Origin of the sequence: Salinarimonas sp., from assembly GCF_040111675.1 — a bacterium.
GTDB lineage: Bacteria > Pseudomonadota > Alphaproteobacteria > Rhizobiales > Beijerinckiaceae > Salinarimonas.
Genome location: NZ_CP157794.1, coordinates 1,967,510 through 1,981,525, shown reverse-complemented (window position 1 = coordinate 1,981,525; position 14,016 = coordinate 1,967,510). Strand labels below are relative to the sequence as shown.

Here is a 14,016-nt window from a genome sequence, read left to right as displayed (position 1 = left end):
GAGCGCGCGCGTCCCGCGCCCGTGAGGGCGGCCTCACGGACGGCGGGACGCGGCGTGAACGCCGCTCGGGAAACCTCGGCGGTTCTAGGTCCCGGATCGGCTTCGCCGTCCGGGATGACGGCTGATCACAGCGCAGTGCCTGCTCGTCACCCCCGCTCCGCCACCGCGGCGAGCGCGAAGGCGTAGCCGAGCGCGACCTCCTCCAGATGCTTGAAGCGCCCCGACGCGCCGCCGTGGCCCGCGCCCATGTTCATGTGCAGCACCACGGGGCCGCCGCCGGTCATCGTGGCGCGCAGGCGCGCCACCCATTTCGTCGGCTCCCAATAGGTCACCCGCGGGTCGGTGAGGCCGCCCATGGCGAGGATCGCGGGATAGGCCTGCGGCTGGACGTTGTCGTAGGGCGAGTAGCTCAGGATGACGTCGAAGGCCTCGGCGCTCTCGATCGGGTTGCCCCATTCGGGCCATTCCGGCGGGGTGAGCGGCAGGTCGGCGTCGAGCATGGTGTTGAGCACGTCGACGAAGGGCACCTCGGCGACGATGCCGGCGAAGAGGTCCGGCGCCATGTTGGCGACGGCGCCCATCAGCATGCCTCCGGCGCTGCCGCCATGCGCCACGATCCGCCCGCTTCTCGTATAATCCTCTTCGATCAAGGTCTCCGCGCAGGCGACGAAGTCCTGGAAGGTGTTGACCTTCTTCTCCCGCTTGCCGCCCGTGTACCAGGCCCAGCCCTTCTCCGTGCCGCCGCGGATATGGGCGATGGCGAAGACGAAGCCGCGATCGACCAGCGAGAGAATATTTGTGCGGAACGAGGCCGGCATGGCGATGCCGTAGGAGCCGTAGCCGTAGAGCAGCGCCGGCGCCGAGCCGTCGCGCGGCGTGTCCTTGCGGGCGAGGAGCGAGATCGGCACGCGGTCGCCGTCGGGCGCGGTGGCGAACAGCCGGCGGGTGACGTAGGCGGCCGGGTCGTGGCCGCTCGGCACCTCCTGGCGCTTGCGCAGGGTCCGCTCGCGGCTCGCCATGTCGTAGTCGTAGGTCTCGCCGGGCGTCGTCAGCGAGGAATAGACGAAGCGCAGCCGCGTCGTGTCGTATTCGGCGCCGGCGCGCATGGCCAGCGAGAAGGCCTCCTCCTCGAAGCGGATGGCGTGCTCCTCGCCGGTGGCGAGGTCGAGGAGGACGATGCGCGGATGGGCGTCCTCGCGCTCCAGCCGGGCGAGATGGCCGGCGAAGGCGGCGTGCGAGAGGATCATCACGCCGGGACGGTAGGGCACGAGATCGCGCCAGTTGGCGCGCGACGGCTCGGACAGCGGCGCGGTGACGAGCTTGAAGTCCTCCGCCCCGTCGGCGTTGGTGAGGATGATCAGCGCATCGCCCCGCTGCTCGACGTCGTAGCGCACCTGATTCTCGCGCTTGGCGACGAGACGCGGCGTCGCCTCGGGATCGTTCAGGTCGAGGAGCCAGGCCTCGGAGGTCTCGTGGTCGCCGAGCCCGATCACGCCGAAATCGCGCGAGCGCGTCTCGGCGAGATTGACGAACCAGCCCGGATCCTGCTCGGCGTAGACGAGGACGTCCGCCTCTTGCGGCGTGCCGAGGAGATGGCGCCGCACCCGGGCCGGACGGTGGTTCTCGTCACGCTCGACGTAATAGAGCGCCCTGCCGTCGGCGGACCAGACGAGCCCCCCGGCGACGTGCTCGAGCCGGTCCTCCAGCTCGACGCCCGAGGTGAGCTCGCGGATGCGAACGACGTAGCTCTCGGACCCCTCCGTGTCGCAGCACCAGGCGAGCCGGGCGTGATCGCGGGTATGCGCGATGTCGCCGAAGGCGAAGTAGCCGTGCCCCTCGGACAGCGCGTCGCCGTCGAGCAGGATCGCCTCCTCGCCCCCGTCGCGCGGGATGCGGCACACGAGGGGATGCTCCCCGCCCTCGCGGTAGCGGGTGAAGTAGGCGAACGGCCCGTCCGGCTCGGGGACGGAGCTGTCGTCCTCCTTCATGCGCCCGCGCATCTCCTCGACGAGCCCCCGGCGCAGGTCCGTCGTGCCCGCCATCACCGCCTCGCCATGGGCGTTCTCGGCCTCGATGTAGGCTCGGACGTCCGCCGGCAGCGCGCCCGGATCGTCGAGCACCTCACGCCAGTTCCCGGCCTTGATCCAGGAATAGTCGTCGCGGACCTCGCGGCCGTGAGCGGAGACGACGTGCGGGCGCACGGGCGCGACCGGCGCCGCCGCGGCGGGCTTCTGGAAGCGGGACATTCAGGCCTCTCCGGACGGGATGAACGGCGGGCGCGCACGGCTCGCGGCCGAGCGCGGCGCCCGAGACGGTGATGCGGTCGACGCGATCATGCGGCCCCCTCGCTCTCGCCGCAACAGATGGCGCGGCGCGGCGAGGGAGGCAAGCGGTAAAGGCGGGGGGTCAGGACGCGCGGTCGGCGGAGCCGTTGCCGGGCTTGGCCGGCCGCGTCGGCTCCATCGGCTCGAACAGGGCCTCGTCGGGAGCCTGGGCGGCGCCCGCGGGAGCTTGCGCCGCAGGCGCGGGCGCTTGCGCGGCCGCGGACTTCGCGGCGGCCGGCTTCGGCACCGGCTGCGCGACGCCGTTCGCGGGCTGGGGCGCGGCGGTCGCCTGCTGGGGGGCCGCCGTCTCCGTGCGCGCGAGCCGCTTGAGGGCGCTCAGGACGGCGTCGTCTCGCCCCCGGCCGGCATAGCGCGGCGCGCGGCTGTCGAGGAGGTCGAGCAGCGATTCGAGCGCGAGATCCGCGATCGGCCCTTCGAAGGTCTTCGGCCGTGCGCCGAGCGCGAGCGCACGCGGCTCGATCACGTCGTCGGGCGCGAGCTCCGGCCCGCACCAGGCCGGCGCCTTGAAGGCCTTGGCCTCGTCCGGTCCGTCGAAGACGATCCGCACCACGGCGGCGGTGGTGGGTGCGAGATAGCGGTCCACCACCATGATCGGCCCCTCCCCCGCGTCCAGCCGGATGCGCTCGTAGGAGACCTTGCCCTCGCAGACGTCGAGCAGCACCTCGCCCTGGGCGCGGGAGACCTCGGCGCGCTCCTCGCCGGTGACCCCGCCGTCGGAGAGCGTCTCGAGCACGAGCTCGCAACGCTCGCCCTCCAGTCGCACGTGCGAGCGCCGGTCGGGCTGATCCGGAAAATGACCCTCGACGATGCGCACGCCCGGGCGCTCACGGCGGATCAGGCGCACGAAGGACGGCGCGATGGCGAATCGACGTTGCTGCTTCATCAGGATGTCTCGACGCTGGCTCGTTCTCGGATCCGAAGGAGCCCCCGCTGCCGCGCAGGGGCGTTCTCCGCCCGCTTTTCGTTGGTTGGCACCGCCTGGAACGTCCGGCGATTCTCCGCCGAACGTTCCCCCACCATTGCGTCGAATTTGTGCGCAGGTCGATAAAGTCAGTTAGACTCGTTCCCACTTTCCGCAGCGTCCATCTCTACGGGATCGCCGCTCGCGCTCTCGTCTTCCGAGCCGTTGTCGTGCTCGTGCCCCTTCAGCAACTGAAGGACCTCCAGCGCGACGGGCCAGGGCGCGGGCATGGCGATGCGCAGCATGGCGCGCCCGTTGCCGAGATCGTCGACATGGACGCCGGTGAAGCTCTCCTCGGCGCCGGCCGCGGGAGCCGTCAGCTCGCTCGTGCCGAGCAACTCCTGCGTGTCCACGCCCAGAACCCGGCCCAGCGCTTCGACGTGCGTCATCCGGCGCGGGAGGCTGCGCCCCTTGGCGTAGGACCAGACGCTCACGTCGCTGATGCGCATGCCCGGCGGAAGGTGCTCCTGCGCCCGCCGGGCGGTCTCCTTGTAGGTCAGCCCGCTGCGCTTGATCGCCTGCCAGAGGCGCTGCGCGAAGGCGTCCTTGTCGATGGGGAGCGTGCGCTCCTTGGCCGGCTTGGCCGGCGTCTCGGGGGCGGGAGGACGACCCTGCATCACTGACATCCTTACGAGCGTTGACCGACCGTCCGACGCGACGTCGCCGGCGCCGCGGACGCCCCGATCCACCGCGCGGGCGCGGCAACCAGAGAAGCGTATCCATCGAAGATGGGGTGAAGAGTGTTTAAGTTATGGCGCACCCTGAGGGATCTCCCGTGAAGACGGGCACGGACTCGCCGTCGCGCGCCGTCGGACGCCCCCATCGCCACCCGACCGAAGCCATAATGCAGGGTGAATGGTTTTCTCAATCTTAAACGGCCTTCGCACGTCTTCGCCATATCGAAACGCCTCCGTATTAACGATTGTCAAGGTAGCCCTCCGGTCGTTCCCAAATGGAACCGAACAAGCCACAGGCCTTACCTCCTGCGAAGACCGTACCGGACAAATCGAGTAAAGCCAATTCGTCGTTTTTTATGCAACTTGATACGTTCTTACTTCATGGGCCCCAGCAGAAAGTCGAAAGGACAGAGGATCGTCGCGGCGGTCGCGAAAAATTTCGTAGCGAAATGCTGTGAGGATCGCGCCGCGGCGACAGCGGTGGTGGCCCCGGCCGGACTCGAACCGGCACGCCCTGCGGGCTCCGAATTTTAAGTTCGGTGCGTCTACCGATTTCGCCACGGGGCCGTCGCGCGCACGCGTCAGCCCTCTAGCACACGTCGCGCGCGTAGCGAAACGCCCTTCTCACGATCGGCGATTCGCCGGTCATCCCGCGGAGCCATTCGGTCCGGCGGACGTTGGCGTCGGGTCCGCAAGCACAGCCAGGAGCGTCCGCGATGCGCCGTCTCGCCTTTCTGCTCGCCGCCGGCACCCTCGCCGGTCCGACCCTCGCCGCCGAGCCGGCCTTCACGCCCGACGCCGTGAACGGCGCCGCGCTCGGCGAGGGCGGGGGCTGGCAGGACGGGCAGAGCGCGCTCGTGATCCGGATGCAGACGCTGCTCGATCGCGCCGGCGTCTCGCCGGGGGTGATCGACGGCTATCTCGGCGAGAACGTCCGCAAGGCGCTGGCGGCCTACGAGGAGATCGAGGGCTTTCCCGTCGACGGCGAGCTCGATCCGGAGGTGTTCCGGGCGCTGACCGAGGGCGACCCCGCGCCGGTGCTCGGCGCCTACACGATCACCGAGGACGACGTCGACGGCCCCTTCGTCGACGCGATTCCCGAAGACTACGCCGAGCTCGCCGAGATGGAGCGCCTCGCCTATCACGGGCCGATGGAGCTCCTCGCCGAGACCTTCCACATGGACCAGGAGCTCCTCGCCGCCCTCAATCCCGACGTCGATTTCGGCGCGGCCGGGACCGAGATCGTGGTCGCGCAGACCGGCGACCCGATCGCGAGCGCCGAGATCGCCCGCATCGAGGTCGACCGCTCCATCGGCGCCGTGCGGGCGCTGGACGCCGACGGCGCGCTGCTCGTCCATTATCCGGCGACGATAGGCAGCGAGGAGACGCCCTCCCCCTCCGGCACGCACGAGGTCGTCGCGATCGCGCCGGACCCGGTCTATTACTATCGGCCGGACGTGAACTTCCAGCAGGGCGGTAACGAGAAGCAGCTCGAGATCCCGCCTGGACCGAACAACCCGGTCGGCTCGGTCTGGATCGACCTCAGCGAGCCGACCTACGGCATTCACGGCACGCCCGAGCCGGCCCTCATCGACAAGACCTACAGCCACGGCTGCGTGCGGCTGACCAATTGGGACGTGGAGGAGCTGGCGGAGCTGGTCGACAAGGGCATCACCGTGGCCTTCGTGGAGTGACGCGGATGCGCGGCGCCCTCCCCCTCGCCGCCCTCGCCGCCTTGGCGGGCGTCCCGGCGCTCGCGCAGCAGGAGGCCCCGCCCCGGCCGCCGGAGCGCCCGCCGGGCCTGTCCCACATCGAGATGGACCCGCCGATCCCGATGACGCGCCCGGTCTTCCCGGACGATCCCGAGGGGCTGGAGGAGATCGAGAGCCCGGCGCTCGACGCGCGCACCGAGACCACGCCCGGCCCGCCACCGCGCCCCGCCCCGGACGAGCCGGAAGCGGTCCTTCCCGACGAGGAGCGGGCCCCGCTCGAGGTGACGCAGGCCGAGCGCGAGGCCCACCGCGCCTGCCTCGCCGACCTCGACCGGCTCGACGTCGCATACGAGGCGCGCGAGGCGATCGACGGCGAAGGCGATTGCGGGGCGGCCTTCCCGCTGCGGGTCACCGCGATCGGCGACGTCGCGCTCGAGCCGGCGATCACCGTGCGCTGCCCCGTGGCGCGCGCCCTCGCCGGCTGGCTCGACGAATCCGTCATCCCCGCCGCCGACGCGCATCTCGACGCCGAGATCGCGACCGTCTTCACGGCCGGCGCCTATGTCTGCCGCGGGCGCAATCGCCAGGAGGGCGCGCGGCTCTCCGAGCACGCCTTCGCCAACGCGGTCGATATCACGGGCGTCGATTTCGTCGCGCGCACGGCCGTGCCGGTGGAGCCGCGGGACGGGCGCGAGACGCCGGAGGCGCGCTTCCAGCGCGAGATCCGCGCGGAGGCCTGCGCCCATTTCCGCACGGTGCTCGGCCCCGGCTCGGACGCCTACCACGACGACCATCTGCATTTCGACCAGCGCGAGCGCACGAACGATTACCGCCTGTGCGAGTGAGGCTCGGCCTCAGTCGCGGTCCTCGCGCGGCTTCTTCAGGTGCAGCTTCAGCTCGATGACCCGCACGACCGACATCATGATCATGCCGAAGACGACGGCCACCGCGGCGAGCGTGTACTGACCCGCGCCGAGCGCGATGCCGAAGGCCGCGGCGAGCCAGAGATTCGCCGCCGAGGTGAGGTTGCGCACGTCCCCCTTGGCCACGAAGATCGCGCCCGCCGCGATGAAGCCGATCGCCTGGGCGAGGCCCTGGATCGCGCGCAGCGGATCGACCGTCACCTGATCGCCGGTCGCGATGGCCTGCTCGTAGACGAGAAAGGCCGAGATCGTGATCACGCACGAGGAGAGGCTGACCATGCCGTGGGTGCGCAGCCCGGTCGCCCGCCCGCGCAGCTCCCGGTCGAGACCGAGCAGCATGCCGCCGATCGCGGCCGCGAGCAGGCGCCCCACCACGTCCCAGAGCGGGATCTCGCCGGAATAGATCAGCTCCTCGAGCGCCATCGACCTGCCTTTCGCACGTTCCGTCGGGCAGGTTGAACGCGCGAGGGCGGCGGAACGGTCCTTGGGCGGCGCTGACAGCCTCAGAGCAGCGAGCCCTGCCCGTCCTCGTCGGAGGAGCGCGTCGCGCTCCCGCGCGCGGTCTTGCGCGGCGTCTCCGGTGCGGGCGCCTCCTCGCGCAGAGGCGCGATGTTCTCCGGATCGTCGTTGGCGACCTTGTTCACCCGCGGCGAGACCGGGACCATGTCGAGCCACGCGTCCGGGCAGGGCTTCGTCAGCTCGCGCGCCTCAACGTCCGAGACACCCTCGACGTCGAGCCAGCGGGCGACGCCCTCGCGGCCGAGGATCACGGGCATGCGGTGATGGATCGCCGCGACCGTGCCGTTGGCGTCGGTGGTGACGATGGCGGCGGTGTCGATCTCGCCGCCGACGGGGTCGCTGTAGGTCTCCCACAGCCCCGCCATCGGCATCGGCCCGCCCGACGCCATGCGCACGAAGTACGGCGCCTTGACCCGGCCCTCGCGCCGCCACTCGTAGAAGCCGTCGGCGAGGAAGACGCAGCGCCGGCGCTTCGTCGCGGCCTTGAAGGTGGGCTTCTCGAGCAGGGTCTCGGCGCGGGCGTTGATCACGAGGGGGAAGTCCTTCGGGTCCTTCACCCACGAGGGCAGGAAGCCCCAGCGCACCAGCTTGAAGCGGGGCCGGCCTTGCTCGCGCACGACGATCGGCACCGGCTGGGTGGGCGCGACGTTGTAGCGGGGCGGGAAGTTCGGCTGGTCCTCGTAGCCGAACGCCTCGCGGAAGACCTCGGGGCTGAGCGTGATCACGAAGCGGCCGCACATGACACCATCCCACCTCTCGCGCGCCGCCGGCGCGGCGCGCTCCGTAAGTAACGCTTTTTTCGCGCCTCGCCGCCACCATGCGCACGAGAATCGGAGGGGCGACCGCACGACGCGCATGCGAGGCTCGAGCGACGAGATCGAGGCGACGACGCCTGCCGGCGCCGGCGCGGAGCCGGCCGCGGGCGGGCTGTCGAACGATTACCTCAACCATTTCAGCGAAGTGCTGATGCTCATCGAGCTCGCGGCCGGCGATCCCGACGCCGCAGCCGATCTCGCCGATTGGCGCCCGATCGACTATCCCGCCTATTTCGCCGCCTCGCAGCTGCGCCGCGCCCCCGCGGCGCGCGCGGCCTACGACGCGCTTGCGGCGGAACGCCGCGTCGCCTTCGAGGCGCTCGTCGCCGCCATGGACCGCCTCGCCACGACCGCGATCCGCGCGCTGCGCCCGCCCTGCGGGCCGCAGGAGGCCGCGACCGTCGCCGAGGTGACCGGCCCGGCGCTTCGCCGCCTGATCGCGCAGGCGAGCGCGTTCCTGAATTCCGGCGGGGTCGAGCTGCCCGAGGAGGCCGACGTCGAGGCCGCGCAGGCCGCCATCGACAGCCTGCTCGAGCGCGCCTCCGCCGAGGCCTGACCCGTGGCCGTTCGCCCCATCCTCCGCTGGCCCGACCCGCTGCTCTCGACGCCTGCGGAGGCCGTCGGCGCCCCGGACGAGGCGACGCGGCGCCTCGCCGACGATCTCCTCGAGACGATGCGCGCGGCGCCCGGCGTCGGCATCACCGGGCCGCATGTCGGGGCGCTGCGGCGGATCGTGGTGATCGAGTTGCCGGGCGATCCCGCGCCGACGATCTATTGCGACCCGCGCGTCACCTGGTCCTCCGCCGAGACCGCGCGCTTCACCGAGGGCTCGGTCTCGACGCCGGGCGTGACCGAGGAGGTGGAACGGCCGGCGCGCGTGCGGGTGGCCTTCGCCGACCTCGACGGCGTCGCCCGTGAGGAGGCGGCGGAGGGCTTCCGCGCCGCCTGCCTGCAGCACGAGATCGACCAGTGCGACGGGATCTTCTGGCTGCGCCGGCTCAGCCGCGTGCGTCGCGAGCGCGCGGTCAAGCGCTGGGACAAGCTGCGCCGGGCGTGAGCGTGGCCGCGCGGCGTTGACCCGGGGCGGCCCGGCGCTTATGTCCCATCGAGATTTCCCGAAGCCCGAAGCGTCCCGAGCCCGCCGCCGTGAGCAAGATCGTCAAGCTGCCCGACCCCCGCCTGCGCCTCGTCTCCACGCCCGTGGCGCGCATCGACGCCGAGACGAAGGCGCTCGCCGAGGACATGCTCGACGCGATGTACGCCGCGCGCGGCATCGGGCTCGCGGCGATCCAGATCGGCGTCCCCAAGCGCCTCGTCGTCATCGATCTCGGCCGCGAGATCGAAGGCGAGACCGTGCTCTCCGAGGACGGTGAGGAGGAGCCGAAGATCGAGGCCGATCCGCAGGTGCTGGTCAATCCCGAGATCCTCTGGACCAGCGACGAGCGCAGTCTCTACGAGGAGGGCTGCCTCTCGATCCCGGACTACACGGAGGAGGTCGAGCGCCCGGCCCGCATTCGCGTGCGCTGGACCAATCTCGAGGGCGAGCTCGTCGAGCGCGAGGCGGACGGGCTCCTCGCCACCTGCATCCAGCACGAGATCGACCACCTCGACGGCAAGCTGTTCATCGACTACCTCTCGAAGCTCAAGCGCGACCGCGTGGTGAAGAAGTTCGCCAAGGCGGCCAAGCGCGACATCGAGACGGCGTGACGCGATGAGCCTGCGCGTCGTCTTCATGGGCACGCCCGACTTCGCGGTGCCCACCCTCGCCGAGATCGTCGGCCAGGGCCACGAGGTCGTCGCGGCCTATACCCGCGCGCCGGCCCCCGCGGGCCGCGGCATGGCCGAGCGCCCCTCCCCCGTCCACAAGATGGCCGACGGCTTCGGCATCCCGGTCTTCACGCCGAAGACGCTGCGCAGCGAGGAGGCGGCCGAGATCTTCCGTTCGCACGGGGCGGACGTCGCGGTGGCGGTCGCCTACGGCATGATCCTGCCGCGGCCGATCCTGGAGGCGCCGGACATGGGCTGCCTGAACCTGCACGCCTCGCTGCTGCCGCGCTGGCGCGGCGCGGCGCCGATCCAGCGCGCGATCATGGCCGGCGATCCGGAGACCGGCGTCGCGGTGATGCGCATGGAGGAAGGGCTCGACACCGGCCCCGTCGCCATGGTCGAGAAGACGCCGATCGGCCCCAACGAGACCGCCGGCGCGGTGCACGACCGGCTCGCCGCGCTCGGCGCCGACCTGATGGCGCGGGCGCTCGCCGCCCTCTCCCGCGGCTCGCTCGCCTTCACGCCCCAGCCCGACGCAGGCGTCACTTACGCCGCCAAGATCACCAACGGCGACGCCGAGATGGCGTGGACGCTGCCGGCGACGCGCGTCCACGACCAGGTGCGCGGCCTCTCGCCCTTCCCAGGCGCGTTCTTCATGGCCGATCTCGGCCGCGGGCCGGAGCGCATCAAGGTGCTGGAGACGGAGATCGCGGACGGCGACGGCGCGCTCGGCACGCTGCTCACCGCCGACGGCGTCGTCGCCTGCGCCGAGGGCGCGGTGCGGCTCCTCACCGTCCAGCGCCAGGGCAAGGCCGCCATGAAAGCCGCCGAGTGGCTGCGCGGGGCGCGGCTCGCGCCCGGCGCGGTCCTCGCCGCCTGACGCGATGCCCCGCTACAAGCTCGTCGTCGAATACGACGGCACGCCCTATTCGGGCTGGCAGTACCAGGAGAACGCCGCCTCGATCCAGGCGGTGGTCGAGCGCGCCATCGAGGCCTTCTGCGGGCATCCCGTGCGGCTGCACTGCGCCGGGCGCACGGACGCGGGTGTCCACGCGACCCATCAGGTCGTGCATGTCGACCTCGAGCGGGAGTTCCGCACCGACACGATCCGCGACGCGACCAACGCCCACATGCGCGACGATCTCGTCGTCGTGGTCTCGGCGACCGCCGTCTCCGAGGCCTTCCACGCCCGCCTCTCGGCGGTTAAGCGGCACTACACCTACCGCATCCTCAACCGCATGGCCCCGCCGACCTTCGACCGCACCCGCGTCTGGCACGTGCGCCAGCCGATCGACGTCGCGCGCATGCAGGAGGCGGCGGACACGCTCGTCGGCCATTACGACTTCACCACCTTCCGAGCGAGCCAGTGCCAGGCCAAGAGCCCGATGAAAACGCTCGAGCGGCTCGCGGTCGAGCGCCATGGGGACGAGGTGCAGGTCCACGCCGCCTCGCGCTCGTTCCTGCACAACCAGGTCCGCTCGATGGTGGGGACGATCATGCTCGCCGGGATCGGCCGCTGGAGCGTCGACGACGTCCGCGCCGCGCTCGAGGCCCGCGACCGCACCCGCTGCGGTGCGCTGGCCCCGCCGTGGGGGCTGTATTTCGTCGGGGTGGATTACCGCGAGGATGCGACCTGAGCGGAAGGGCACCCCCGCTCGTCTTCCCGGGGGCCGAGCAGCTCCGGGCGGTCCGACGGCCAGTCCGGGCCATCCTTCAAGTGATCGAAGCAATCGTCGGGCAGCGCATCGAGCCGGCGGTGAGCCTCAGCGAGTTCGACGGCCGTGAGATTTGCCGTCGGCAGGACGTGCTCTTCCCGGCCGAGTTTGTCGCTGGTCGATCCCTCACTCACCGGCCCGCACTCCGTCGGCGCTCGATGCATAGTCGATAGATGGCGCAAGTGCAACGCGCGCGAAGGGGCGAGCTCAAGCCCCGAAGAACCGCCCCATCACCCGCTCGTAGATCCCCGACAGCCGCTCGAGATCGGCCACCGGCACGCGCTCGTCGATCTGGTGCATGGTCTGGCCGACGAGGCCGAACTCGATCACCGGGCAATGGTCCTTGATGAAGCGCGCGTCCGAGGTGCCGCCGGTGGTCGAGAGCGCGGGGCGCAGGCCGGTCTCGGCCTCGATCGCCTCCTGCACGAAGCCGACGAACGCGTTCGGCTCGGTGAGGAAGGCCACCGCGTTGGTCTCCTCGAAGGTCGCGTCCCAGCGCACGGCGTTCCCCGCCGCGGCCTCCAGCCGGCCGCGGATCTCGGCTTCCAGGGTCTGCGGCGTCCAGAGGTCGTTGAAGCGGATGTTGAAGGCGGCGCGCGCCTCGCCCGGAACGACGTTCGTCGCCGGGTTGCCGACGTCGAGCGTCGTGATCTCGAGGTTCGAGGCGTCGAAGCGCTCGGTCCCGTGGTCCAGGGGCGTCGCCTTCAGCGCGGCGAGGAGGCGCACCATGCCGTCGATCGGGTTCTCGGCGAGGTGCGGATAGGCGACGTGGCCCTGCTTGCCGTGGACGACGACGGAGCCCGAGAGCGAGCCGCGCCGGCCGATCTTGATCATGTCGCCGAGCCGCTCGGGGTTGGTCGGCTCGCCCAGGATGCAGGCGTCGAAACGCTCTCCGCGCACCTTCGCCCAATCGAGCAGCTTCACCGTGCCGTTGATCGCCGGCCCCTCCTCGTCGCCGGTGATCAGGACGGCGATGGAGCCCGCGAAGCCCGGGTTCTCGGCGGCGAAGCGGAGCGCCGCGGCGAGCATGGCGGCGATGCCGCCCTTCATGTCCACCGCGCCGCGCCCGTAGAGCACGCCGTCCACGATCTCGCCGGAGAAGGGCGGATGCGTCCAGCGGCCCTCGTCTCCCGGCGGCACGACGTCGGTATGGCCGGCCAGCACGAGGACGGGCGCCTGCGTGCCGAGCCGGGCGTACAGGTTCTCCACGTCCGGCGTGCCGGGGGCGGAGAAGACCGGGCGCTCCACCGAGAAGCCCGCCTCGCGCAGCAGGTCGGCGAGGAGCGCGAGGGCGCCGCCCTCCGCCGGCGTGACGGAGCGGCAGCGGATCAGCGCCTGGGCGAGGTCGATTGCGGAGCGCGGGTCCATTGGGGCGCTCAGTCGCGCAGGAGCTCGTTCACCGCGGTCTTGGCGCGCGTCTGCGCGTCGACGCGCTTGACGATGACGGCGCAGGCGAGCGAGGGGCCGGGCGAGCCGTCGGGCAGCGGCTTGCCGGGCAGCGCGCCCGGCACCACCACCGAATAGGGCGGCACCTTGCCCCGGAAGACCTCGCCGGTCTCGCGGTCGATGATCTTGGTCGAGGCCGAGATGAACACGCCCATCGAGAGCACCGAGCCCTGGCCGACGATCACGCCCTCGACCACCTCGGAGCGCGCGCCGATGAAGCAATCGTCCTCGATGATGGTCGGGTTCGCCTGGAGCGGCTCCAGCACGCCGCCGATGCCGACGCCGCCGGAGAGATGCACGTTCTTGCCGATCTGCGCGCAGGACCCGACGGTGGCCCAGGTGTCCACCATCGTGCCCTCGTCGACATAGGCGCCGAGATTGACGAAGGAGGGCATCAGCACGACGTTCTTGGCGACGAACGCCCCGCGGCGCACGACGCAATTCGGCACGGCGCGGAAGCCGGCCTCCTTGAAGCGGCCGGCGTCCCAGCCGTCGAACTTCGAGGCGACCTTGTCCCACCAGACGGCGCCGCCGGGGCCGCCCGCGATCACCGCCATGTCGTTGAGGCGAAACGAGAGCAGCACGGCCTTCTTCAGCCACTGATGCACCACCCAGTCCTCGCCGACCTTCTCGGCGACGCGGGCGCGGCCGGAATCGAGGGCGGCGAGGGCCTCCTCGACGGCCTCGCGCACGGGGCCGCCGGTCTGGGCGTCGATCGCGGCGCGATCCTCGAAGGCGGCGTCGATGGTGCGCTCGAGCTCGGCGAGGGCGGTCTGGGACGTGGTCATGGCGGCGCGGGCTCCCGGCGAATGGTTCGTCGGGTCTCTACCAACGCCCGCGCCTCAGGTGAAGCCGAAAACCGCCGCTTTCCGCTCCCGGAGCGACCTCGTCAGAAGGAGCGCTCCGCCTGCTCGGCCACCGGCGGGCCCGCCAGGACGCCGACGCCCGCGCCGACGGGGCCGGCCACCGCGGCTCCGGCGGCCGCGCCGCCGATCCGCTCCTCGGTGGTGGTGCAGGCGGCGAGGCCGAAGCCGAGCGCCGCGACGAGCGCGAGCCAAGCCGCTCGGGTCGGGGTCGTTCGCATGACGATCTCCTCTCGAAGGTGCGGCGCAGGCCGCGGGATCGCTCGGAACGTG

The 14,016-nt window shown here is 71.5% G+C and carries 15 protein-coding genes and 1 tRNA gene; 7 read left to right on the top strand and 9 right to left on the bottom strand.

The window, feature by feature from the left end; translation table 11 throughout:
- Positions 1-146: 146 nt before the first annotated feature.
- The 4 genes from ABL310_RS09270 to ABL310_RS09255 all read right to left on the bottom strand — a co-directional run bounded on the left by ABL310_RS09270 (position 147) and on the right by ABL310_RS09255 (position 4,550).
- Positions 147-2,246 carry a S9 family peptidase gene (locus ABL310_RS09270; protein WP_349371387.1) on the bottom strand — a complete coding sequence of 700 codons (2,100 nt, stop codon included), beginning with the start codon at positions 2,244-2,246 and terminating at the stop codon, positions 147-149.
- A gap of 160 nt (positions 2,247-2,406) precedes the next feature.
- A complete protein-coding gene (locus ABL310_RS09265; protein WP_349371386.1) occupies positions 2,407-3,228 on the bottom strand; it encodes a hypothetical protein in 822 nt (273 codons plus the stop codon).
- Between the two features lie 167 nt (positions 3,229-3,395).
- On the bottom strand, positions 3,396-3,923 hold the full coding sequence (locus ABL310_RS09260; protein ID WP_349371385.1) for a hypothetical protein: 528 nt from the start codon (positions 3,921-3,923) through the stop codon (positions 3,396-3,398).
- 541 nt (positions 3,924-4,464) lie between these two features.
- Positions 4,465-4,550: transfer RNA gene (locus ABL310_RS09255), tRNA-Leu, on the bottom strand.
- Between the two features lie 149 nt (positions 4,551-4,699).
- Here ABL310_RS09255 and ABL310_RS09250 point away from each other — a divergent pair.
- Both ABL310_RS09250 and ABL310_RS09245 read left to right on the top strand, forming a co-directional pair.
- A complete protein-coding gene (locus ABL310_RS09250; RefSeq protein ID WP_349371384.1) occupies positions 4,700-5,677 on the top strand; it encodes a L,D-transpeptidase in 978 nt (325 codons plus the stop codon).
- 5 nt (positions 5,678-5,682) lie between these two features.
- Positions 5,683-6,540 (top strand): extensin family protein, encoded by an 858-nt coding sequence (locus ABL310_RS09245; RefSeq protein WP_349371383.1) that lies wholly within the window; start codon positions 5,683-5,685, stop codon positions 6,538-6,540.
- Between the two features lie 9 nt (positions 6,541-6,549).
- On the opposite strand, the gene ABL310_RS09240 is transcribed toward ABL310_RS09245, so the two are convergent.
- Together ABL310_RS09240 and ABL310_RS09235 are read right to left on the bottom strand one after the other, a co-directional pair.
- Positions 6,550-7,041, bottom strand: a complete 492-nt coding sequence (locus tag ABL310_RS09240; protein WP_349371382.1) for an MgtC/SapB family protein — start codon at positions 7,039-7,041, stop codon at positions 6,550-6,552.
- Between the two features lie 80 nt (positions 7,042-7,121).
- Positions 7,122-7,877 carry an SOS response-associated peptidase gene (locus ABL310_RS09235; protein WP_349371381.1) on the bottom strand — a complete coding sequence of 252 codons (756 nt, stop codon included), beginning with the start codon at positions 7,875-7,877 and terminating at the stop codon, positions 7,122-7,124.
- A 115-nt stretch (positions 7,878-7,992) separates the two neighbouring features.
- On the opposite strand from ABL310_RS09235, the gene ABL310_RS09230 reads away from it, so the two are divergent.
- The 5 genes from ABL310_RS09230 to truA are packed head-to-tail and all read left to right on the top strand — an operon-like array spanning position 7,993 to position 11,356.
- Positions 7,993-8,508 carry a hypothetical protein gene (locus ABL310_RS09230; RefSeq protein ID WP_349371380.1) on the top strand — a complete coding sequence of 172 codons (516 nt, stop codon included), beginning with the start codon at positions 7,993-7,995 and terminating at the stop codon, positions 8,506-8,508.
- Between the two features lie 3 nt (positions 8,509-8,511).
- Complete coding sequence (locus ABL310_RS09225) at positions 8,512-9,009, top strand: peptide deformylase (protein WP_349371379.1); 498 nt, start codon at positions 8,512-8,514, stop codon at positions 9,007-9,009.
- 53 nt (positions 9,010-9,062) lie between these two features.
- Entirely contained in the window at positions 9,063-9,659 is a 597-nt protein-coding gene (gene def / locus ABL310_RS09220) for a peptide deformylase (RefSeq protein ID WP_349372031.1), read from the top strand.
- Positions 9,660-9,663: 4 nt separating this feature from the next.
- Positions 9,664-10,599, top strand: a complete 936-nt coding sequence (gene fmt / locus ABL310_RS09215) for a methionyl-tRNA formyltransferase (protein ID WP_349371378.1) — start codon at positions 9,664-9,666, stop codon at positions 10,597-10,599.
- Positions 10,600-10,603: 4 nt separating this feature from the next.
- Positions 10,604-11,356: a tRNA pseudouridine(38-40) synthase TruA gene (truA, locus tag ABL310_RS09210; protein WP_349371377.1), complete on the top strand. Its 753-nt coding sequence runs from the start codon at positions 10,604-10,606 to the stop codon at positions 11,354-11,356.
- Positions 11,357-11,641: 285 nt separating this feature from the next.
- Here truA and dapE read toward each other — a convergent pair whose 3' ends face one another.
- The 3 genes from dapE to ABL310_RS09195 form a co-directional block, all read right to left on the bottom strand.
- Positions 11,642-12,802, bottom strand: a complete 1,161-nt coding sequence (gene dapE, locus ABL310_RS09205) for a succinyl-diaminopimelate desuccinylase (protein ID WP_349371376.1) — start codon at positions 12,800-12,802, stop codon at positions 11,642-11,644.
- Between the two features lie 8 nt (positions 12,803-12,810).
- On the bottom strand, positions 12,811-13,668 hold the full coding sequence (gene dapD, locus ABL310_RS09200; RefSeq protein ID WP_349371375.1) for a 2,3,4,5-tetrahydropyridine-2,6-dicarboxylate N-succinyltransferase: 858 nt from the start codon (positions 13,666-13,668) through the stop codon (positions 12,811-12,813).
- A gap of 101 nt (positions 13,669-13,769) precedes the next feature.
- Positions 13,770-13,964, bottom strand: a complete 195-nt coding sequence (locus ABL310_RS09195; protein WP_349371374.1) for a hypothetical protein — start codon at positions 13,962-13,964, stop codon at positions 13,770-13,772.
- Positions 13,965-14,016: the final 52 nt, after the last annotated feature.